The organism is Neorhizobium sp. BETTINA12A, assembly GCF_023006485.1.
In the GTDB taxonomy this organism is placed as follows: domain Bacteria; phylum Pseudomonadota; class Alphaproteobacteria; order Rhizobiales; family Rhizobiaceae; genus Neorhizobium.
Genome location: NZ_JALBGW010000088.1, coordinates 1 through 19,931, shown reverse-complemented (window position 1 = coordinate 19,931; position 19,931 = coordinate 1). Strand labels below are relative to the sequence as shown.

The window sequence follows — 19,931 nt, the reverse complement described above, 5'->3', positions numbered from 1 at the left end:
CGTCGCGCCGCTCTGGGCGACGATGGCGACGCGCGAGCGCTCGCCGACGCCGCGCAGGTCGACCGGCTCGAAAGTCAGCGGAATACCGTCGACGTAATTGGTGTAGCCCATGCAGTTGGGTCCGAGCATGGCCATGCCCGCCTTGCGGCAGATCTCGGCAAGCTCATCCTGCTGCCGGCGGCCTTCCTCGCCGGCTTCAGCGAAACCGGAAGAGTAGACGATGACGCCCGCCACATCCCGTTCGACGCAGGCGAGCACCGATTCCTTGATTGCCACCTGCGGCACGATGAGGATCACCACGTCGACGCCCTGGGGCAGGTCGCGGATGGTCTTCACGCAGGGGCGGCCGTTGATCTCGTCGCGCGAACGGCTGACGAGATGCAGGTCGCCGGCATATTTGAAGAGTTCGAGATTGGCGAGCACGCCGCCGCCGATCGAAGCGGGATCCGGCGACGCGCCCACGATCGCGATCGATCGTGGGCGCAGCAGACGGTCAAGATCGAACGGCTTGGCCGGATCGAGCGTCTTGGGAGCGGTGGTCATCGTATCAGCCATGGGAGCCACTTCTTAGTCGCGACGGTAGGCACCGAGGCCCGGGCGGAAGGATTTCTCGTCCAGGAACTGACTCATGCCGGTATTGCGGCCGTTTTCCGGGTCGCGGAGTTCCGTCTGGTCGGACTTCGCCATCAGGTATTCGCCGGCCTGTTCCCAGGTGAGATCGCGGGTGAAACGGCATGCGGTCTTGGCCTGGCGCAGGACGAAGGGGTTCTTGCCGATCAGTGTCATGGCGAGCTTGCGGGTCTCGGCCTTCAACTCGTCGGGCGAAACGGCCTTGTTGACCAGCTTCATGTCGGCAGCCTGCTGGCCGGTGAAGGTTTCGCCGGTCATGATGTAATACATCGCGTCGCGGAAGCTCATCGTCTCCAGCACCGACTTGGTGACGATGCCGGCGGGGATGATGCCCCAGTTGATTTCAGAAAGGCCGAAGATGGCGTCTTCCGAGGCGATGGCCAGGTCGCAGCCGACCAGGAACTGGAAGGCGCCGCCGAAACACCAGCCGTTGACCATGGAGATGGTCGGCTTCGGGAAATACATCATCCGGCGCCACTGCCATGCGGCGTTCGCCCGGAACAGGCGTTCGCGCTGGATCGGCGGCACCTTGTCGGTGGCGCGGAAATATTCCTTCAGGTCCATGCCGGCCGAGAAGGATTCGCCGGCGCCGGTGACGACCATCACCTTGCAGCGGTCGTCTTCTTCCAGCGCATCCATGATCGCGTTCATTTCCCAGACGATGCCCGGGTTGATGGCGTTGCGCTGCTTCGGACGGTTGAGCGTCACCCAGGCGATGCCCTCGTCGAAATCCACGGTAACATATTCGCCCCACTTGCCATTGTTCTGGCCGGCGGCGGATTCGGTCTGGTTTTCCATAGCAAATTCTCCCTACTGGGGAAATGGATATCAGGGACCCGAATATGCGTCAAGCGGCTTTGAATTTCGGGCCTGGCGAAAAGGAAGCCGTTTGACGTCGTGCTGAACCGATGCTTAACCGCGGCCGAGAAATGGCATTTCGACCGGCAGGATAATGCTTTCGTAAAGGTTCACGTCATCCGGCAGCGTCGCCATCAGCACGACGATCCGGGCCACATCCAGAGGCATCATGGTTGCGGGCCGGACCTTGTCGGTGATGCCGGGAACCAGCGAGCTGACCGTCGAGCCCGGATGCACCATGGAGACCGCAATGCCGTGCTCGCGGCCGTCGACGGCGAGCGAACGGGTAAGGCCCTCGAGCGCGAACTTGCTCGCCGTATAGGCGGCGGTATGGCCGCGCGGAACCTTGGACGACAGGCTGCCCATGTTGATGATCCGGCCGCGCTTCTGTTCCTGCATGATGACGAAGGCGGCGCGGCTGCAATAGAAGACCGAGTGCAGGTTGGCACCGATGACCTCGTGCCAGCGCTCGTTGGTGAGCTTTTCGACCGGCGTATGATCGGCGATGCCGGCATTGTTGATCAGGATGTCGAGCCGGCCGTATTTTTCCTTCACCGTTGCGAACAGCTTTTCGACCTGCGCGTCGTCGGTAACGTCGGTCGGCACGACGAACGCACGGCCGCCTTCAGCCTCGATCTCGGCCGCCAGTTTTTCGAGCTTGTCGGCGCTGCGGGCGGCAAGCACGGTGACGGCGCCCTCAGTGGCAATTGCCTTGGCGATGCCCCAGCCGATGCCCGAGCTGGCGCCGGTGACGATGGCAATACGGTCCTTGATCGAAATCATCTGAAATTTCTCCCCTGATCAATACGCTTAAGCGCACGAAATACCTTCATAAAGCGCTTCGAGCCCGCGCCGGTCGCTGACCCCGAGCTTGCGGTAGGCACGCTGACGGTAGGTGACGATACTCGAAAGCGCGAGCCCGACCTTTTCGGAAATTTCCCGATGTGTGCGGCCGAGCAGCAGGCCGGCGGAAACCTCCGCCTCACGGCCCGAAAGCGCAAATCCTGCCTGCAGCAGCCGCCCCGCGATCTCCTGCTGTGGCGGATGCAGCGGCGCCGTCGGCGGCCTGCCCTGGAGCCGCACATGCTTGACGACCATGGCCATCAGCAGCGGCGCGGAGGCTTCCAGCCGTTCGACCGCGGCGAGCGGGAACGGACCGCTTTCGCGGGTGCGATAGAGGCTGGCGAAGATCCGCGGCTCCTCCGAATGATAGATGGTCAGCCGTTCGAGCACATGGGCGCGCTCGTAACAGTCGCGGCGGTATTCGGGATCGCGGATCCCGTTCCAGGCCTGGCGCACCACCTGCACCTTGGCAAGGCCGGGGCCTCCGTTCAGCATCTGGCGGGTCACCCGGTCGCGTAGCCAGTAACGGCGGGCGTAATCGAGCGAAGCGCGCTCGGCAAAACCCGGGATGGTCGAGTGATAACCGCAGGCAAAGAGATAGGTGAGCGATCCATCCTCCTCGGCCTGGAAGGCGGAACAGAAATCGGTGCCGGCGATGCCGCGCAGCGTTTCCAGGAATTTTTCGGGGAAGCCGGGCTCGCCGACCTCATCCATGAGGGCAGCCATGACGGTCACGTTGTCTCCATCAAGCGCAGGCATTGACGCCTCCAGGGTTGAGAATAAATCCGTCGTGGGCATGTCCACCTGCAAGGTGGACATGGGAGGGTCGGCAAAGGCCTACCATCACGGCCAATGCAACAAGCCTGGATATGGAGGAACCACCATGGTTGACGCACCAAAGCTTCGCAAACTCTATCACTTTTCCTACCCCTGCCGCGATGGCGAGGAGACCCGCAAGTTCTACGAGGACCTGCTTGGCCTGCCGCTGGTCAACTGCATGACCGCCGACAAGGTGCCGTCGACGGGCGAAGAAAAGCCCTACGCGCATTTCTTCTTCGAAATGGGCGACGGCTCCTACATGGCCTTCTTCGACCTCGGCGAAAACACCATGCCGCTTCCCTCGCCGAACACGCCGGACTGGGTCCAGCACTTCGCCATGGAAGTCGATTCCGTCGAGGAGGTCCTGAAATTCAAGAAGCGGTTGCAGGATGCCGGCGTGAAGACCACCGACGTCATCGACCATGAGTTCATCAACTCGATCTACTTCTTCGACCCAAACGGCCTGCGCCTGGAAATCACCGCCCGCACGGAAGAGCCTGGCTATCTGGAACAGGCCGCTTCCGAAGCCCATGACGCGATGAAGGCATGGGTGAAGAAGAAGGCCGGGATGATCGCGGCGAAGTCGGCTGCGGCTTGAGGCCTTCACCCGTTTGATGACGGGACCGCTGATGGGACGCGAAGTCGCGCGGCTGGCCGATCTCCCCCCTTGAGGGGGAGATGCCCGGCAGGGCAGAGGGGGGTGTCGCCTAGGCACTTCAGCAACGTTTTCGCCTGCGGCACTGTCGCTACCCCCCTCTGTCACCTTCGGTGACATCTCCCCCTCACGGGGGGAGATCAGAGGGAGCATGCGGTACCACTTGCCATCCCTATCTGCGAATGCCTCATTCCTTGAAGCGGAAGAAACACCCACACCACCGTTCCAGCCTGGGCGGTGGTGCTTCTCATTAAAGCGCACGGTCAAACCTCCCGATGATGATCCGGAGCCCGCTCCCGACAAGCTCCGGCTTGTCTTTCAAGACAACAACCCCTGCCGCCTGCTCCAGTCGATCACCCGGTCAATGCAGGCTTTTAAGAGCTCCGGCTGGCCGAGGTAATAGTGGGTCGCGTGCGGGATCGTCATATATTCCTTGTTCTCGGTGGCGAGCGCCGCCCGGATGGTCGGATTGTGGGTCGCCGGGACAGCCTCGTCGGCATTGTTCTCGATCTGCAGCACCGGCGAGCGCTTGATCAGCGCCGCGTTCATCGGCCCCTTGGCATTCGACAGGTCGTAGCTCCACTGGGAAAGCCACGAACGCAGCGTCGTGAAGCGGGCAAGACCGACCGGGCCGACATTGACTGTGCGCGGATCGCCCATATAGCTCTTGCCGATCGGCCGGTCGTTCGGGTCGATCGTGCCGTCGAACCAGCGCACGTCGCACATGGTGCGGTGGACGATGAAGGCGCGTTCCTGTTCGAACGAGCCGCGGCGCTTCAATTCCGCCAGCATGTCGAGCGCCCAGTGGGTGATCTTGCGGTTGCGGGCGATCTGGGCGGCCCGGAACCGCTGGATGAATTCCGCCGAATAGGGCGGCTGGTGCGGGCAGTCCGGCGAATAGATGTCGAATTCCGGGTCGCGCAGATCCGGGTCGAGTTCATCGAGAACCGACGGGTCGAGCCATTCGGTCAACGTTTCCGCACGCGACAGGTGGGCGGCGAGGAAGATCACGCCGTCGGCGGGCTTCAGGCCCGCTTCGACGAGGTTGACCTCGTCGCCGGCCGGCGTGTGGGTGATCGACGGGTTCTCGGCCTGTGCCTGGTAGAATAGCGATAGCGAACCGCCGCCCGACCAGCCGACCAGCACCACCTTCTCGTAACCAAGCTCACCGCGGGCATAATCGAGCCACTTGCCGAGGTCGATCGCCACCTTTTCCATGATCAGAGCGGTATCGTTCTTCGGATAACGGCTTGCGGCGCAGAGCACGTGCAGGCCGGCGTCCGCCAGCGCCGTCGGCATCGGCAGCAGCTGCAGCGTCGAGGTTGGATGCATGAAGACATAGACCGTCTTCGACGGCGCACCGGCGCCGCGCAGAAGCTGGCCTTCGAGGTTGACCCTGCCGGAATTGCCGGCAAAGCCGTAGGTCTCGGTATATTTTGCGGTCTCCGGAAAGGAGACGATCAGCGGGATCCGCTGCCATTCCGCCTTGGTGGTCATGGTGTCCTACCCATTATGCTTCGCCCGCTCGATCGGTGGAACCGGCGAACGGGTTTTCGAGATTGAGCTGCGAATGTGCCCCTAGGCAACCGCCTCCGGCGACCTGGTTCCCGCCACGACCGGCACCGAGGTGGCGTCGTAGGTGAACAGCCATTCGTAGCGCTGCTTGACCTTGTCTTCCTGCCATTCGGCATTGACGTAGTCCTCGGCGAGCTTCGGATCCTTCAGCGCGGCATTGTGGAAACGGCTGAGATTACCTTCGGCGCCGCGGACGATCTTGCCGGTGCGCTCGACGCGGGCCGCCTCGTAACCGGCGAAGGCCGCTTCGTAATTGCCATTATTCTCGGCAAGCGCGCGGGCGAGCACGAAACCGTCCTCGATCGCCATCACCGCGCCTTGCGCGAGGAAGGGCAATGTTGGATGGCACGCGTCTCCGAGCAGCGTCACGCGGCCGCGGGTCCAGTCGTCCATCGGCGGGCGCAGCATCAGGGCCCATTTATAGGGCACGTCGATTGCCTTGATCATCGTGTGGATGTCTTCGTGCCAGCCTTCATAGTCGGCAAGGCACTCTTCCACGGTGCCGGCGACCGACCAGGATTCAACCTGCCAGTCGGCGCGCTCGACGACCGAGACGTAATTCATCAGCTTGCCGCCGCGCAGCAGGTACTGGATGACGTGGCCGCCGGGGCCGATCCAGTTGGTGCCGACCGGGCGCAGCATGCGTTCCGGCAGGCGCTCGACCGGAATGACGCCGCGCCAGGCGACGATGCCGGTGAATTTCGGGTCGTCGCGGCCAAACAGCGTCTCGCGGATCTTCGAATGCACGCCGTCGGCGCCGACCACGATGTCGGAGGTGGCGGTGGTGCCGTCGGCGAAGGTGATCGTCGCGCCCTTGTCGTCCTGGGTGATCCCGACGCATTTCTTGGAGAGCTTGATCGCATCCGGCTTGATCCGGCGCACGCCGGCTGCCAGCGTCTGGTGCAGGTCGTTGCGATGGATGGTGATGTAAGGGAAGCCGTAACGTTCGATCGAAAGCGGGCCGAGGTCGAACAGTTTCCAGGTCTGCCCGGTGTTCCAGAGGCGAATCTCCTTGCCCTCCGCCTGCGCGGCGATCGACATGATGTCGTCCTCGAGCCCGAGCGAAAACAGGATTCGCGTACCATTGGCGCTGATCTGAACGCCGGCGCCGACTTCTTTCAGCTCGACCGCCTGTTCGTACACATCCACGTCAAATCCTTGGCGGAGCAACGACAATGCCGCTGTCAGACCACCAATTCCGCCTCCCACAACAGAAATCTTCATTTTGTATCCTTTGAAATGCTGGCGACCAATCTCTCCGGTGCGCCCGCGCCTGTCAACTATTTTTGATAAAGTATAATTGACTTTGTTAAAAACCAATTTCATATCTGCGACGCTGAAGCATGCGGGCAGGTCCTTGGAGGAAGATGCTCACATCTCAGAGTTTCAATACCCGGTTCAAAAACAGGAAAGAATGTCACCAATTACACCTGCGATATCTGGTTTCCTGATATTATTGCGATAAGATCGAAAACGCCGGATAGCTGTGGTATCTGGTGGACAGAGGACAGCGGAATTCGATTGACTGACAAGAGGATTACTCTTGTATATAGTCAAATCTAGTTGCCTATAGACGAATTCAAGGTGGCGAGGTCGAGGCGCGGTCCGAGGAGCATGCATAATGACGGTTTGGCTGACGCCCAAGGGTGGCCAGATCGCTTCAACAGTCAGGTTTTCAGGGAGGAAACCATGGTAATCAAAAGTCCGCAGGATTTCGGCGCGGGCATCTTGTTCATCCTTTTCGGCGCGATCGGCCTCTTTGTCGGCTCGGACCTCACCTTCGGTTCCGCCCGCAACATGGGTCCTGGTTATTTCCCGATGATCATCTGCGGCCTGATCGCCCTGATCGGCGTGATCGTCACGGTAAAGTCGCTGGCGATCGAGGGGCCTGCCATCGAACGCATCCAGTTCCGTCCGATCATCTTCATCCTGCTGGCGATTGCCGCCTTCGGCCTGCTGATCGCCCAGATCGGCGCGGTAATTTCCTCGATCCTGCTGATCATGTTCGCTGCCTATGCGCGGCGCGGCGTCAATCTCGTCGAGACCGTGATCTTCGCGGTCACGACCGCGGCACTGGTCGTCATCATCTTCGTCTATGGCCTCGGGCAGCCGATGCCCGTCTGGTGGGGCAGGTAAGCAATGGAAGTTTTTGAACACCTCGCAACCGGCTTCATGGCGGCGGGCTCGCTGGAAAATCTGATGTTCTGTCTGATCGGCACCGTTCTCGGCACGCTGATCGGCGTTCTCCCTGGCATCGGACCCATCCCCGCGCTCGCCATCCTCCTGCCGATCACCTTCGGCCTCGATCCGCTGTCGTCGCTGATCATGCTCGCCGGCATCTACTACGGTGCGCAATACGGCGGCTCGACCACCTCGATCCTGGTCAACATGCCCGGCGAGGCGTCTTCGGTGGTGACTTGTATCGAAGGCCACCAGATGGCCCGCAAGGGTCGCGCCGGCGCAGCACTGGCGATTGCCGCTCTTGGCTCGTTCTTCGCCGGTACCATCGGTACGGTCTTCATCGCCGCCTTCGGCCCGCCGCTCGCTTCGATCGCCCAGCAGTTCAACTCGCCGGATTATTTCGCGCTGATGCTGCTCGGCCTCGTCATGGCGATCGTGCTCGCCCACGGCTCCGTCCTCAAGGCGGTCGCCATGGTCCTGATGGGACTGCTGCTCGGCCTCGTCGGCACCGATATCAACACGGGTCTCACCCGCTACACGTTCGGCCTGTCGGGTCTCTGGGAGGGTATCGACTTCCTGCCGCTGGTTCTCGGTCTCTTCGGCATCGTGGAAATCATCCGCAATCTCGAAAACCCACCGCCGCCCCGCGAAACGATCAGCACCCGCATGCGCGATCTGTGGCCCAACAAGCAGGAATTCCGGGACTCCATTCCGGCGGCCCTGCGCGGCACCGGCCTCGGCTCGATCCTCGGCATCCTGCCGGGTGGTGGCGCGGTTCTCGCCTCCTTTGCCAGCTATACGCTGGAAAAGAAGATCTCCAAGAACCCCCGCAAGTTCGGTCACGGCGCCGTGGAAGGCGTCGCAGGTCCGGAATCGGCCAACAATGCCGCCGCCCAGACGTCATTCATCCCGCTCCTGACGCTCGGCATTCCGTCGAACCCGATCATGGCAATCATGATGGGTGCGATGATCATCCAGGGCATCCAGCCGGGCGCTGCCGTCATGACGACCCGTCCCGACCTCTTCTGGGGCATGGTCGCCTCGATGTGGATCGGCAACCTCATGCTCGTCGTCATCAACCTGCCGATGATCGGCATTTGGGTGAAGCTGCTGTCGGTTCCTTACCGGCTGCTCTACCCGGCGATCCTGCTGTTTTGCGCCATCGGCGTGTACTCGACCAGCACCGAACCGTTCATGATGGTTCTGATGATCGTCTTTACGGTGTTCGGTTACGTCCTTCACAAGCTCGGCTGCGAGCCGGCACCGATGGTGCTCGGTTTCATTCTCGGGCCGCTGATGGAGGAGAACCTCAGGCGTTCTCTGGTTATTTCGCGCGGCAACCCGTCGATCTTCATCGATCGACCGATTTCCGCGACGCTTCTGGTCGCGACGGTTCTGATGATCGGCCTGATCGTCTTGCCGCAGTTCCGAAAGACACGCGAGGAGGCGTTTCAGGAGGAATAACACACATTCCGCAGCAGTTTTGGAGGAGGAGCCAATGACTGAACGACATCTGAAACTGACAAGACGCACACTGCTTGCGGCGGCCACGATGGCCGCCGTTCTGCCGGGTGTCTCGTTCGCACAATCCACCTATCCCAGCGCCACGATCACGTTCGTATGCGCCTTTCCGGCCGGCAGCGGCGCCGACGTTCTGGTCCGCTTCTTTTCCGAGAAGGTGGCGGCGGTCTCCAAGCAAACGGTGATCGTCGAGAACAAGCCGGGCGCCAATGGCAATATCGCTGCCGAATATGTCAGCCGCGCCAAACCCGACGGCTACACGGTCTACGTCCATTCCGGCACGTCGACGGCGGCCAACATGTCGCTGTTCAAGAAACCGTCGATCGACGTCACCCAGGCGTTGCGCGGCGTCCAGTTCATCAACAAGCAGCCCTTCATGATCGCGGTCGCGGCCGACAGCCCGATCAAGGATATGAAGCAGCTTACCGAGCATCTGAAGGCCAAGGGCGGCGATGCCACCTACGGCTCGACGGCAACCTCGGGCAAGGTCCTCGCCGAAGTCTACCTGCAACTCGCAGGGGTCTCGGCAACCGAAGTCGCCTACAAGACCGGCCCGGATTCCCTGAACGACATCACCAGCGGCCAGCTCGATTTCGCAGCGCTCGACCCGGTCTTCGCGCTCAGCCAGCAGCGCGAGGGGCGCTTGAGGCTGCTTGCGGTTGGTTCGCCGCAGCGCATGAAGTCGACGCCCGAGATTCCGGCCATCAAGGAATACGGCCTCAATGTCGACCAGCTTGGATGGTGGGGTGTATTCGTGCCGGCCAAGACCCCGGACGATATCGTCATGAAGCTGAATTCGCTGTTCCAGGAAGTGCTCGACAAGCCGGAAACGGAAGCCTTCCTGAACAAGTTCGGCGGAGACGTCTACAAAGGTACGCCGAAGGAGGTCGACGAGCTTCTTGTGAAGACCGTCGAGGAGTGGCGTGGCTATGTGGCGCTCGCGAAGATTCCGCAAAACTGAGGCTTGTCCAACAGGCTTCACGGGAACCTTTTATGGGAATGACTGGGGCGTTCAAGGGAGGAACTTGTGCCGATGACCACTGAAATCTCACGCAGAAACCTGATGATGGCGACCACCGCCGTCGCGGCGCTCGCACCCTTTGGTGCGTTCGCGCAGGGTGCCTATCCGAGCGGCCAGATCACATTCGTCTGCGCCTTCCCGGCCGGCTCCGGCGCGGACGTTCTGGTCCGTTTCTTTGCCGAGAAGTTCGCCAAGGTCTCCGGTCAGATGGTGATCGTGGAAAACAAGCCGGGAGCCGCCGGCAACATCGCCGCCATGTACACCGCCCGCGCCAAGCCGGACGGATATACGATCTACGTCCATTCCGGCACCTCGACGGCGGCCAACATGTCGCTGTTCAAGGCGCCGCCGGTCGATGTCGTCAAGGAACTGCAGACGACGTCCTTCATCAACAAGCAGGCCTTCATGTTCGTCGTGGCTTACGACAGCCCGATCAAGGACATGAAGGCGCTGACGGAATCCCTGAAAAAGAAGGGCAACAACGCCAGCTACGCGACGGCTGCGACCTCCGGCAAGGTGCTTGGCGAAATCTACAAGCAGAAAGCCGGCGTCGATCCGGTCGAGATCAGTTTCAAGGACGCCAAGGACTCACTCAACGACATGCTGAGCGGCTCCATCGACTACGGCGTCCACGATCCCGTCTTCGCCCTGTCGCAGGCCAACGAAAAGCGTATCCGGATCCTGGCGACCGGTTCGCCGATCCGGCTGAAGTCGCTGCCCGACATTCCGACCGCCAAGGAACAGGGCTACGATATCGACCAGCTCGGCTGGTGGGGTTCTTTCGTTCCGAAAGCCACGCCGAAACCGGTGGTCGACAAGATCAACGCGCTGTTCAACGAAATCCTGGCCCAGCCCGATACCGTTGCCTTCCTCGCGAAATTCGGCGGCGACGTCTATGTCGGGACCCCGGAAGAGGGCCAGGCACTGCTCGCCAAGACGGTCGAGGAGTGGAAGGCTTATGTCGCCCTTGCCAAGATTCCGCAGAATTAATCAACCGATTTGAAAGACCCTGTCGCCATAGTGCGGCAGGCCCTTTCGCAGGGACCCTTACGAACCGCCATAGGAGATGAAAAGTGACAAAATGGCTTAAGAAGATCGCGCAAGCCACCGCCGCCATGGCGATGCTGGCGGTCGCACAGATTGCAAACGTTACGCCCGCTCAGGCCGCTTATCCGGACCAGACGGTCACCTTCGTCTGCGCCTTCCCGGCAGGTTCCGGCGCCGACGTTCTCGTCCGCTATTTTGCGGACAAGGTGTCCAAGATCGCGGGCGCCACGATCATCGTCGAAAACAAGCCGGGCGCACTCAGCAACATCGCTGCTGAATACACCTCGCGCTCCAAGCCGGATGGCTACACGATCTTCGTTCACTCCGGCAACTCGATCGCCGGCAACATGTGGATCATGAAAAAGCCGCCGATCGACGTCGGTAAGGACCTGATGACGATCGCGACGATCAACAAGCAGGCCTTCATGATCGCCGTCGCCAAGGACGCGCCCTACAAGGACATGAAGGAACTGACGGCCGCCATGAAGGCAAAGGGCGACGGCGGCTCCTATGCCGTCAACGCCACGTCCGGCAAGGTCATGGCCGAAGTCTACAAGCAGAAGGCCGGCCTCGAGACCGTTTCGGTCCAGTACAAGACCGCTGCCGATTCGCTTAACGACATCACCAGCGGCGCAATGGACTTCGGTTCCTACGACCCGGTCTTTGCCCTCTCGCAGCAGCGCGAAGGCCGTTTTCGTCTTCTCGGCGTCGGCTCGCCGGAACGCATGAAGGGCGCTCCCAGCATCCCGACCCTGAAGGAACAGGGCTTTGACGTCGACCAGCTCGGCTGGTGGGGTGCCATGGTTGCCAAGGGCACGCCGGAAGACATCGTCACCAAGATCAACGGCTGGTTCAACACCGTTCTGCAGCAGCCGGAAACTCAGAAGTTCCTGGCCGACCAGGGCGGCGATCCCTACATCTCCACCCCGGCCGAAGCCCAGGCTCTGATGATCAAGACGATCGCGGAGTGGAAGGACTACGTGGCGATCGCCCAGATCCCGCAGCAGTAAGACTTGCTGAAGCAGATAAAAAAGCCGGCGGAAACGCCGGCTTTTTTCGTTTTTCGTTGCGGAGAATGAGAGGAAGATCTGCCAGTTCCCGGCAAGCGGGCATTTCGGATGTCAATCGCGATAGCTCGGATCGATCCTGTCCAGCTTTCGCAGCATCGCCGGCCATTCCTTGAGCCCTGGCTTTGCCGGCGACATCTCGTACATGTGGGCGGTCAGTTCGGCGATCTTTTCTTCGGGAATGGTAAGGCCCTGCGGCTGGGCGGCCATGGCGGCAAGCTGGGCGCGAGCGGCCTTTTCCAGCCAGAAGGTCCAGACGAACGCCTCGCCGACGCTTTCGCCCGAGGTCAGCGTGCCGTGGTTCTTGAGGATCATGTTCTTGTGGACCCCAAGATCGTGGATCAGCCGCTCCTGCTCTTCCATGTTGAGGGCCAGGCCCTCGTAGCCGTGGTAGCCGATGCGGTTGTAGAAGAACATCGAATGCTGGGAGAGCGGCAGCAGGCCGCAATCGAGCATGGAAAGCGCCATGCCTGCCTCAGTATGCAGATGCATGACGCAGTTGAGCTCGTGGCGGGCCTTGTGCACGGCGTGGTGGATGACGAAACCGGCGCCGTTCACCGGATAGTCCGACTTGCCGATGATCTTCGCCTCGTGGTCGATCTTGACGAGGTTGCTCGCCTTGATCTCGTCGAAGGCCATCCCGAACGGATTGATCAGGAAGTGGTTTTCCGTGCCCGGCACACGGGCCGAGATATGCGTGTAGATGAGGTCGTCCCAGCCGTAGAGTGCCGCGAGACGATAGGCGGCGGCGAGATCAACGCGCACTGCCCATTCCTCGTCGGTGACCGAGGCCCGGTCGAATTCGGTAATGACTTCGCCGGATTGGTCCTGTCCTGCCAGTCCGATGACGTGACGTTGAAATGCCATGTGACGTCCTCCCCAGAGTTCAAAAGCTAGAGTTCAAAAGCCCAGATTGCAATCGGGACCACCGGCGTCGGCAACGGCGTTCCCTTGAAAAACGCTTGGACATTCTCGACCAGCAAAAGGGCCATGGCGAGGCGAGTTTCCGCAGTCGCGCTGCCCTGATGCGGCGTCATGATGACATTCGGCATCCACAGAAGCTTTTCCGAAACCCTCGGCTCGTTGGCGAACACGTCCAGGGCCGCAAAGCCGAGCTTGCCGGTTCTGAGCGCCTCCACCAGCGCCGCCTCGTCGACGATCGAACCGCGCGAGACGTTGACCAGCGTACCCTCGGGTCCGAGCGCCTCCAGTACCTCCCGGTTGACGATTTTCCTGGTGTCCTCGCCGCCGCGGCTGGCGACGACGAGAAAATCGCTCTGCTTCGCCATCGCGACGAGATTCGGCATAAAGGTATAAGGGACAGGTTTCTGCCGCGGACCATGATACGAAACCCGCATGCGGAAAGCGGTGGCCCGTTCTGCAATCGCCGCGCCGATATGGCCGAGCCCGACGATGCCGATCGCCTTGTTCTTGAGTGACCGGCCGAGCGGGACCTTTGCCGCGATCGTCGTCCACCGGCCGTCGCGGATATATTGGGTCTGGGGCACGATATCGCGGGCCGAGGCCAGCATCAGCGCCATGGCGAGGTCGGCGACATCCTCGGTCAGCAGGCCCGGAGTATTGGAAATGCCGATGCCGCGTGCCTTGACGGTCGGCATGTGGATCGAGTCGATGCCGATGCCGTAACAGGCGACGAGCTTCAGGTCCGGGAATTTTGCGAGTACATCCGCATTGGCGCCGACGCCGGGATCGGTGACCAGCACCTGCACGCCCGGCATCTCGCCGCCCGCGGCGACGTCCGCGACCGACATTTGCTGCCCGCCGATGCCTTCGAGCGTCGAGACCACCGAAGCCGGCAGGACCGCCGTCAGCACAACGATACGGATGGTTTTCTGGTCTGATGTCACGGAAACGATGCCCTCCCCGGATCGAAATCTTGGAGCCGACTTTATACGGCTCCCTGCCATGACGATAGGCCTTTTCGTCCATGTAGAACGGAATTCGTCATCGACGGATTATCCGTGAATGAACGTCCAGGGGCTTACTTCGCTTTCGAGCGACAGCGGCACTTCGATCAGCCACGGCCCGCCACGCGTGATCGCGGTCTCGATTGCCGTGCGCAGAGCCTCCGGCGCACTCACGCGGGCGAAATCCACATGGAAAGCGGCGGCGAGCTTGTCGAAATCCGGATTCTTCAGCTCCGAGCCGATCAGCCGCCCGCCAAAAGCTTCGCTCTGGTCGCGCTTCACGTTGCCGAAGGCGGAATTGTTGAAAACGACGGTGATGACGTCGATGCCGTATTGTGCGGCGGTCGCCAGCTCCTGGGCGGCGAACATGAAGCCGCCATCGCCCGCGATCGAGACGACCGGCACATCCGGCCGGGCGACCTTGGCGCCAAGCGCCGTCGGAAATCCGAAGCCGAGTGTGCCCTGGAAGCCGGTCGAGATGAAGGTGCGCGGTTCGTAGACCGGATAGCAGTACCAGGAGGCGAAACCGGACTGGCAGACCTCTTCGACAAGGATGCCGTCGTCCGGAAGGGCTGCCCGGATCGTTTGCAGATAGTCGTAATGCGGCGAGATTTTCTGGATGGCCTGCGCCGTTTCCACGCGCGCCTTTCTGATCGCTTCCTGCCAGTCGTCGGAAGGCGTCCGCGGCTTGATCTCGCCGAGCAGCGCTGCGAGCGAAGTCTTCGCCCGACCAAGCACGCCGAGGGCCTCCGGCGTGCGGATCAGTTCCTCCGCGTCGATTTCCAGCCGCACCACCGGCACTTCGGCTCTCGGCTTCCAACGCCAACTCGGCACCTCGAGCCGGGTGCCGATGCCGATGACGCAATCGACCACCGGCCAGAGCTTTCGCGCTTCGGCAATGGTGAGGCCGAGTTCGTGGCGGTTAGAGACCACGCCGCGCCCGGAGCGAAAGCCGACCACCGGCGCATGCAGCATTTCCGCAAGCCGCAGCACCTCCTCACGGGCCTCGAATGCGCCGGGGCCGACGAAGATCATCGGCCGCTCCGCCCTGCCGATCACAGCAGCCGCCTCGCCGACTGCGACATCCGCCACTGGATCCGGATGGTTTTCGAGCGGCCGGGCGATCTCGAATTCGCCCTCCGCCACGAACTGTTCCCAGGGCATTTCGACCGTCGCCGGGCCGGGTTTCAGCGAGCGCATCTCGCGAAACGCATGGGCGATGGCGGCAGAAACATCCCCCGCCTTGTCGGCGCGTTCGGCGGACTTGGCGATGCCGGCGAGAACGGCGCGCTGGTCGCGCATCTCGTGCAGATGTCCGCGACCCTTGCCGAGAAACGCGGTCGGAACCTGCCCGGTCAGGCACAGAACCGGCTCGTTGCAGCCCCAGGCGGTCAGCAGCGCCGCACCAGTGTTGAGCACCCCCGGCCCCGGTACGACGGAATAGACGCCGGGATTGCCCGAGGCGCGTGCGTAACCGAAGGCCATGTAGGCGCAAGTCTGCTCGTGCCGCGGCGTGATCACCCGCATGCCGTCACGCTGGAAGGCGTCGAACAGGCCGTAGAGCTGGGCGCCCGGTATGCCGAAGACGGTGTCCACATGGTGAGCGCGCAGCGATGCGACGATGGAATCGCCTCCGGTGATGGTCATGTTGGAATGTCCTTGTTAGACGAAGCGGAGGCCTATGAAAAAGTGTGGCGGTGCTGCGATCTTAACCCTCCCCCTTGTGGGGAGGGTGGCCGGCAGGCGGGAGGGGTTTTCATGCCGGGTGAAAAGTCCCCTCCCCAACCCCTCCCCACAAGGGGGAGGGGCTCCACGCACCTTCCCGTCCCTACAAACTCTTCCTTACCGTCGGGTCCAGGTTGAACAACTTCGCCGCATTCAGCCCCAGGATATTCCGTTTCGCCTGTTCGCTCAGGAACGGCAGGTCGTAGATCTCCTGCGGCAGGTCGAAATCGAAATGCGGCCAGTCCGATGCAAACAACAGCTGGCTCTCGGCGTTGATCATCTCCAGCGTCAATTGCAGCGCCTTCATGTTCACCGTTTCCATCGGCTGGGTCGTATACCAGCAGTTTTCCCGCATGTAATCGCTCGGCAGCTTTTTCAGCTGCGGCGCCTCGGAAGGGCGCATCAGGTATTGGTCGTCGAGCCGCTGCATCAGGAAGGGGATCCAGGCGAGCCCGCTTTCCACCCAGATGCTCTTCAGCTTCGGAAACCGCTCCGGAATACCGTTTAAAATCCAGTTGGTCATGTGGACCATGTTGCACCAGACGAAGCCGAGCGCGTGCATGCCGAGGAAGCGGTTGATCGTCGCAAGCGACTGGTCCTGCCAGTGATAGGCGGCATGGAAGGCGATCGGCAGGTTGCGTTCCTCGAGCATCGCATAGATGCGCATGTAGTCGTTGTGGTGCACCGCCTTGTGGCGAACGGACGGAACGCAGAAGCCGATTACGCCTGGCTGGCCGGAAAATTCCTCGATGGTGCGTTCCGCTTCCTTCGGCACGTTGAACGGCAGGTAGGCGAGCGTCTTCAGCCGGTCGTCCTTGGAGAGCACCTTGTCGATCAGCCAGCGGTTATAGGCGCGGCCGAGATAGACTTCCATTTCCGGCTGCGGATGCAGCCCAAGCGTCAGCATCGGCGTCGGGAACAGCACCATGTAGTCGACGCCGAGTGCACTCATCGCCCGGCGCGACAGCGTCACGTCGCGATGCACCCCGTCATCGACCTTTTCGCGGATACCCGCCTGGTGCGGGATGCGGCCGCCGACATCCTGGTATTTGAGGCCCATGTCGCCGTTGAGGCCGTAGGAGGCGGTGCCCATCTTCTCGTCGTGGAAGAGCATCGCCTGATGCCGGATGACCGGGTCCTCGATATATTGCACCAGTTCATGCCAGGAAATCGTCTCGGTGTGGTGGGCGTCCACGTCGCAGATCAGCCAGTCCTCGAAGCCGCGCTTTTTGGCGGCCCGGTTGGCATGGGCTAGAATGTCGCGCGTATCGGTGAAGACGTCGATCTGCTGCACCGGCAATTCGCGGGCGCGATCCTTGTTGGAAATATCCATGTTCGCTCTCCTCAGGCGAAAGAGTGGATTTATGCCTCAAAGTTCATCCGGCCGGCGCCGGTACCAGAGCGCCAGTTCCATTGGCCCGAGATGCAGGGCGCGCAGGATTTCGGAGACGGCGGAGAGCGCCTCGGTGGCGGTCACCGTTTCGTCGCGGGTGCCGGTCAGCGGCCGGAACGTGCGTTCCTCGCCGTCGCTCTTGGCGACGTAAAGCCGGATCGCCGCCGTCATCATCCGGGCCACCGCCTCGTCGGAGACGCGCGATGCTTCGCCGTTCTCCAGCAGTTCGGCTGTCGCCTTCTCGATTTCGGCGGTGGCGTCCTCGATCCAGCCGTATGGGTCGTTGCGAAAAGTGGGTTCAGAGGACGACATAGACCTGCCCCTCCCGGATCGCCAGTTCGGCACGGTGCAGGCGGTATTTAGCCGGCCCGGCATTGCGGCCGGTTTCCAGGTTGAATTCCCAGCCGTGCCACGGACAGGCGACGTGCATGTTCTCTTCATCGTATTGAAGCGTCCGCACCTCCTGCCTTTCATCGACGGGCTCGATGACTTGAGGATAGATGCGGCCCTGACAGATCGGCCCCTGCCGATGCGGGCACATGTTGTGCCAGGCATGCAGCGCACCCTTCACCCGAAAAATGCCGATCTCCCGCTCCCCGCAGGCGACGACCTTGCGGCCGCCATCGGCAATCTCATCCTCCGAACAAACCAGATATTCCGCCAAGGTCTCCTCCTTATCCTTCGCGCGATTTCAATATTCTTGAAATCATTCAGTTATATTGTATAAAGATGGATGAAGACGTCAAGCGGAGAGGTCATGGACGCGTCGGTAAACCAGAAAGCGGCAGGCAAGGACCTGGAGATCAAGGGCGCCGGCATCCAGTCGCTTGAAAAGGGCCTGAAGGTGCTGACGGCGATCCAGCATGCCGGCCGGGCCATGCGGCTGAACGACATCGCCACTGCTGCCGGCATGACGCCGAGCATGGCGCATGGTTATCTGGTCAGCCTGGTGCGCACCGGCTTCGTCGCACAGGACCGGCTGTCCGGCCTTTACGATCTCGGCGATGCGGCGCTACAGCTCGGGCTTGCCTCGCTTTCCCGCACCGATTTCCTCAGCCTTGCCCGCGCGGCGATCTCGCAGCTTGCCGCCGAACTCGGCGAGACGGTGACCCTGGCGGTCTGGAACGGCGATGCACCTGTCGTGGTCGACAAGATCGAGGGCCGCTCCGATAGCGTCTACGAGATCAAGGTCGGTTCGCTGGTCCGCCTGTGGCCGACGGCGACCGGTCGGGTCTTCATGGCCAACCTGCCGCACGCCGAATGGGAACACCACTTGCGCGCCATGATGCATCAGGGCGGCGAAACGGAGGCCTCGATCGCCCGTTTCATAACCGATTTCGCAACGGTGCGCAGTCAAGGTTATGCCGCGACGCTGCCGTCCACGGTTCCGGACTTTTCGGCCGTCGCCGCCCCCGTCTTCGATCATCGCGCGCATCTGAAAGCGGTTGTCACCGTGCTCGGTCGACAGGATGGCTTCGATATCGCGCCCTCCGCCCTGCCGCTGACCGCCACGTTGCGTGCCGCCAGGTCCCTGTCGCTGCGGCTCGGCGCTTCAGTAAGTTGAGGGTTTTGTGCAACGCGACTTGTGCCGTTGCACTTTCTCCGCTACCCCGCTCATATAACCGTTTAAAGAAGGTCACCGCATCGTGATGGCTGAAGACGTCAGGCCCGAAGAAGCAAGCACCGGCGATTGGGTGATGCAGCAGCCCCGGGCGATCTACTTCCTGAACCAGGCAAATCATGCCGTGCGCAGCCGGCTGGAAGTGGCGCTGTCGGCGCTGCAGATGACCGGCATTCAATATACGGTGCTAAGCGTTATCGGCAGCCGCGAAGGGCTGTCCTCAGCGGAACTTTCGCGTCGCTTCTTCGTGACGCCGCAGACGATGAACGAGCTGATCGGCGGCCTGCAGCGCCGCAATCTCATCACCCGCAAGGAAGACCCGGCCAACCGCCGCATCCTGCGCATGAGCCTGACGACCGAGGGCAAGCGGATGATCAAGGCGTGCGACGCGGCAGCCGATGCCGTCGAGCGGGACGTCTTTTCCTTCCTGCCCCAGGAAAGCTACCAGCAGCTCCGCGAGCTTTGTCGGCTGGTCGCTCGCAATCTTCGCGAGCGCGACGACATCCCCAAGGGTGACTGACAAAATGCGCGGCCGGCGATAGATTTTTCGCAGGCCGTGTCGAACGGGCTTATTCTCGAACGACATTGGTGTAGCAGGCCGATGACGGGCTGCGGCACACACGGAGAAAAGCCATGAAATACATGCTGATGATCTATCGCGACGAAGCATTGTTCGCTGCCGACGCCAAGAGCGGCGCCCATTCCGCCCCCTATATTGCTTATGCCGAAGCGCTGAAGAAATCCGGCGCGCTTGTCGGCGGCGACAGGCTGCAGGTTTCCGAGGCCGCAAGCACGGTGCGGGTCGCCGGCAACAGGACCGAGGTGCTGGATGGGCCCTATGCCGACACCAAGGAACAGCTGGGCGGCTTTTACATCATCGACGTGCCGGATCTCGACGCTGCGCTCGAATGGGCAGCGAAATGCCCGGGAGCGATCAACGGCGCGATCGAAGTGCGCCCGATGTGGGTGATGTGACGCTGATGGCCGGCGGCGGCGAGGTTTTGGGCGGGGTTTCCGGCGAGGCCGAGCGCGTCGCCCGCCAGTCCT

Annotated in this window: 21 protein-coding genes; 9 read left to right on the top strand and 12 right to left on the bottom strand. The window is 61.8% G+C overall.

Features of this window, described 5'->3' with window-relative positions; translation table 11 throughout:
- The 4 genes from MOV61_RS19505 to MOV61_RS19490 all read right to left on the bottom strand — a co-directional run.
- Positions 1-555: CoA-binding protein (locus MOV61_RS19505; RefSeq protein WP_247137754.1), on the bottom strand; the 555-nt coding region annotated here is incomplete at its 3' end.
- Positions 556-567: 12 nt separating this feature from the next.
- Positions 568-1,428 (bottom strand): p-hydroxycinnamoyl CoA hydratase/lyase, encoded by an 861-nt coding sequence (locus MOV61_RS19500; RefSeq protein ID WP_040123939.1) that lies wholly within the window; start codon positions 1,426-1,428, stop codon positions 568-570.
- 114 nt (positions 1,429-1,542) lie between these two features.
- A complete protein-coding gene (locus tag MOV61_RS19495) occupies positions 1,543-2,271 on the bottom strand; it encodes an SDR family oxidoreductase (protein WP_247137753.1) in 729 nt (242 codons plus the stop codon).
- A gap of 27 nt (positions 2,272-2,298) precedes the next feature.
- Entirely contained in the window at positions 2,299-3,090 is a 792-nt protein-coding gene (locus tag MOV61_RS19490) for a helix-turn-helix transcriptional regulator (RefSeq protein WP_247137752.1), read from the bottom strand.
- 124 nt (positions 3,091-3,214) lie between these two features.
- On the opposite strand from MOV61_RS19490, the gene MOV61_RS19485 reads away from it, so the two are divergent.
- On the top strand, positions 3,215-3,748 hold the full coding sequence (locus MOV61_RS19485) for a VOC family protein (RefSeq protein WP_247137751.1): 534 nt from the start codon (positions 3,215-3,217) through the stop codon (positions 3,746-3,748).
- Between the two features lie 375 nt (positions 3,749-4,123).
- On the opposite strand, the gene MOV61_RS19480 is transcribed toward MOV61_RS19485, so the two are convergent.
- A complete protein-coding gene (locus MOV61_RS19480) occupies positions 4,124-5,302 on the bottom strand; it encodes an alpha/beta hydrolase (protein ID WP_247137750.1) in 1,179 nt (392 codons plus the stop codon).
- A gap of 81 nt (positions 5,303-5,383) precedes the next feature.
- Positions 5,384-6,604 (bottom strand): FAD-dependent monooxygenase, encoded by a 1,221-nt coding sequence (locus MOV61_RS19475; RefSeq protein WP_040123945.1) that lies wholly within the window; start codon positions 6,602-6,604, stop codon positions 5,384-5,386.
- A gap of 465 nt (positions 6,605-7,069) precedes the next feature.
- On the opposite strand from MOV61_RS19475, the gene MOV61_RS19470 reads away from it, so the two are divergent.
- From MOV61_RS19470 to MOV61_RS19450, 5 genes are all read left to right on the top strand, one after another.
- Positions 7,070-7,516 (top strand): tripartite tricarboxylate transporter TctB family protein, encoded by a 447-nt coding sequence (locus MOV61_RS19470; RefSeq protein WP_051900268.1) that lies wholly within the window; start codon positions 7,070-7,072, stop codon positions 7,514-7,516.
- 3 nt (positions 7,517-7,519) lie between these two features.
- A complete protein-coding gene (locus tag MOV61_RS19465; RefSeq protein WP_247137749.1) occupies positions 7,520-9,025 on the top strand; it encodes a tripartite tricarboxylate transporter permease in 1,506 nt (501 codons plus the stop codon).
- Between the two features lie 34 nt (positions 9,026-9,059).
- Complete coding sequence (locus MOV61_RS19460) at positions 9,060-10,043, top strand: tripartite tricarboxylate transporter substrate binding protein (RefSeq protein ID WP_040123947.1); 984 nt, start codon at positions 9,060-9,062, stop codon at positions 10,041-10,043.
- A 72-nt stretch (positions 10,044-10,115) separates the two neighbouring features.
- Positions 10,116-11,093 (top strand): tripartite tricarboxylate transporter substrate binding protein, encoded by a 978-nt coding sequence (locus MOV61_RS19455; protein ID WP_247137748.1) that lies wholly within the window; start codon positions 10,116-10,118, stop codon positions 11,091-11,093.
- An 83-nt stretch (positions 11,094-11,176) separates the two neighbouring features.
- A complete protein-coding gene (locus MOV61_RS19450; protein WP_247137747.1) occupies positions 11,177-12,160 on the top strand; it encodes a tripartite tricarboxylate transporter substrate binding protein in 984 nt (327 codons plus the stop codon).
- 111 nt (positions 12,161-12,271) lie between these two features.
- On the opposite strand, the gene MOV61_RS19445 is transcribed toward MOV61_RS19450, so the two are convergent.
- From MOV61_RS19445 to MOV61_RS19420, 6 genes are all read right to left on the bottom strand, one after another.
- Positions 12,272-13,084, bottom strand: a complete 813-nt coding sequence (locus MOV61_RS19445; RefSeq protein ID WP_247038289.1) for a class II aldolase/adducin family protein — start codon at positions 13,082-13,084, stop codon at positions 12,272-12,274.
- Between the two features lie 26 nt (positions 13,085-13,110).
- A complete protein-coding gene (locus MOV61_RS19440) occupies positions 13,111-14,085 on the bottom strand; it encodes a 2-hydroxyacid dehydrogenase (RefSeq protein ID WP_247137746.1) in 975 nt (324 codons plus the stop codon).
- A 108-nt stretch (positions 14,086-14,193) separates the two neighbouring features.
- Complete coding sequence (locus MOV61_RS19435) at positions 14,194-15,792, bottom strand: thiamine pyrophosphate-dependent enzyme (RefSeq protein WP_247137745.1); 1,599 nt, start codon at positions 15,790-15,792, stop codon at positions 14,194-14,196.
- A gap of 181 nt (positions 15,793-15,973) precedes the next feature.
- Positions 15,974-17,203: an amidohydrolase family protein gene (locus MOV61_RS19430; protein ID WP_247137744.1), complete on the bottom strand. Its 1,230-nt coding sequence runs from the start codon at positions 17,201-17,203 to the stop codon at positions 15,974-15,976.
- 36 nt (positions 17,204-17,239) lie between these two features.
- Positions 17,240-17,575, bottom strand: coding sequence for a hypothetical protein (locus MOV61_RS19425; protein ID WP_247137743.1), 336 nt, complete (start codon positions 17,573-17,575; stop codon positions 17,240-17,242).
- Positions 17,562-17,927 (bottom strand): Rieske 2Fe-2S domain-containing protein, encoded by a 366-nt coding sequence (locus MOV61_RS19420; RefSeq protein ID WP_247137742.1) that lies wholly within the window; start codon positions 17,925-17,927, stop codon positions 17,562-17,564. The genes MOV61_RS19425 and MOV61_RS19420 overlap by 14 nt, the downstream gene beginning before the upstream one ends.
- 93 nt (positions 17,928-18,020) lie before the next feature.
- Between MOV61_RS19420 and MOV61_RS19415 the strand changes: the two genes are divergently transcribed.
- The 3 genes from MOV61_RS19415 (at position 18,021) to MOV61_RS19405 (ending at position 19,859) form a co-directional block, all read left to right on the top strand.
- Positions 18,021-18,827, top strand: a complete 807-nt coding sequence (locus MOV61_RS19415) for an IclR family transcriptional regulator (RefSeq protein ID WP_247137741.1) — start codon at positions 18,021-18,023, stop codon at positions 18,825-18,827.
- Between the two features lie 85 nt (positions 18,828-18,912).
- Complete coding sequence (locus MOV61_RS19410) at positions 18,913-19,404, top strand: MarR family winged helix-turn-helix transcriptional regulator (RefSeq protein WP_247038306.1); 492 nt, start codon at positions 18,913-18,915, stop codon at positions 19,402-19,404.
- A 113-nt stretch (positions 19,405-19,517) separates the two neighbouring features.
- Positions 19,518-19,859, top strand: a complete 342-nt coding sequence (locus tag MOV61_RS19405) for a YciI family protein (protein WP_247038300.1) — start codon at positions 19,518-19,520, stop codon at positions 19,857-19,859.
- The last annotated feature ends 72 nt before the right edge of the window (positions 19,860-19,931 follow it).

Excerpts from the sequence above, each read along its gene's own strand:
- MOV61_RS19485 (WP_247137751.1), top strand. The coding sequence starts at position 3,215 with ATGGTTGACGCACCAAAGCTTCGCAAACTCTATCACTTTTCCTACCCC.
- MOV61_RS19410 (WP_247038306.1), top strand. The coding sequence starts at position 18,913 with ATGGCTGAAGACGTCAGGCCCGAAGAAGCAAGCACCGGCGATTGGGTG.
- MOV61_RS19425 (WP_247137743.1), bottom strand. The coding sequence starts at position 17,575 with ATGTCGTCCTCTGAACCCACTTTTCGCAACGACCCATACGGCTGGATC.
- MOV61_RS19405 (WP_247038300.1), top strand. The coding sequence starts at position 19,518 with ATGAAATACATGCTGATGATCTATCGCGACGAAGCATTGTTCGCTGCC.
- MOV61_RS19430 (WP_247137744.1), bottom strand. The coding sequence starts at position 17,203 with ATGGATATTTCCAACAAGGATCGCGCCCGCGAATTGCCGGTGCAGCAG.
- MOV61_RS19415 (WP_247137741.1), top strand. The coding sequence starts at position 18,021 with ATGGACGCGTCGGTAAACCAGAAAGCGGCAGGCAAGGACCTGGAGATC.
- MOV61_RS19470 (WP_051900268.1), top strand. The coding sequence starts at position 7,070 with ATGGTAATCAAAAGTCCGCAGGATTTCGGCGCGGGCATCTTGTTCATC.
- MOV61_RS19435 (WP_247137745.1), bottom strand. The coding sequence starts at position 15,792 with ATGACCATCACCGGAGGCGATTCCATCGTCGCATCGCTGCGCGCTCAC.
- MOV61_RS19475 (WP_040123945.1), bottom strand. The coding sequence starts at position 6,604 with ATGAAGATTTCTGTTGTGGGAGGCGGAATTGGTGGTCTGACAGCGGCA.
- MOV61_RS19495 (WP_247137753.1), bottom strand. The coding sequence starts at position 2,271 with ATGATTTCGATCAAGGACCGTATTGCCATCGTCACCGGCGCCAGCTCG.
- MOV61_RS19445 (WP_247038289.1), bottom strand. The coding sequence starts at position 13,084 with ATGGCATTTCAACGTCACGTCATCGGACTGGCAGGACAGGACCAATCC.
- MOV61_RS19500 (WP_040123939.1), bottom strand. The coding sequence starts at position 1,428 with ATGGAAAACCAGACCGAATCCGCCGCCGGCCAGAACAATGGCAAGTGG.
- MOV61_RS19465 (WP_247137749.1), top strand. The coding sequence starts at position 7,520 with ATGGAAGTTTTTGAACACCTCGCAACCGGCTTCATGGCGGCGGGCTCG.
- MOV61_RS19455 (WP_247137748.1), top strand. The coding sequence starts at position 10,116 with ATGACCACTGAAATCTCACGCAGAAACCTGATGATGGCGACCACCGCC.
- MOV61_RS19480 (WP_247137750.1), bottom strand. The coding sequence starts at position 5,302 with ATGACCACCAAGGCGGAATGGCAGCGGATCCCGCTGATCGTCTCCTTT.
- MOV61_RS19460 (WP_040123947.1), top strand. The coding sequence starts at position 9,060 with ATGACTGAACGACATCTGAAACTGACAAGACGCACACTGCTTGCGGCG.
- MOV61_RS19490 (WP_247137752.1), bottom strand. The coding sequence starts at position 3,090 with ATGCCTGCGCTTGATGGAGACAACGTGACCGTCATGGCTGCCCTCATG.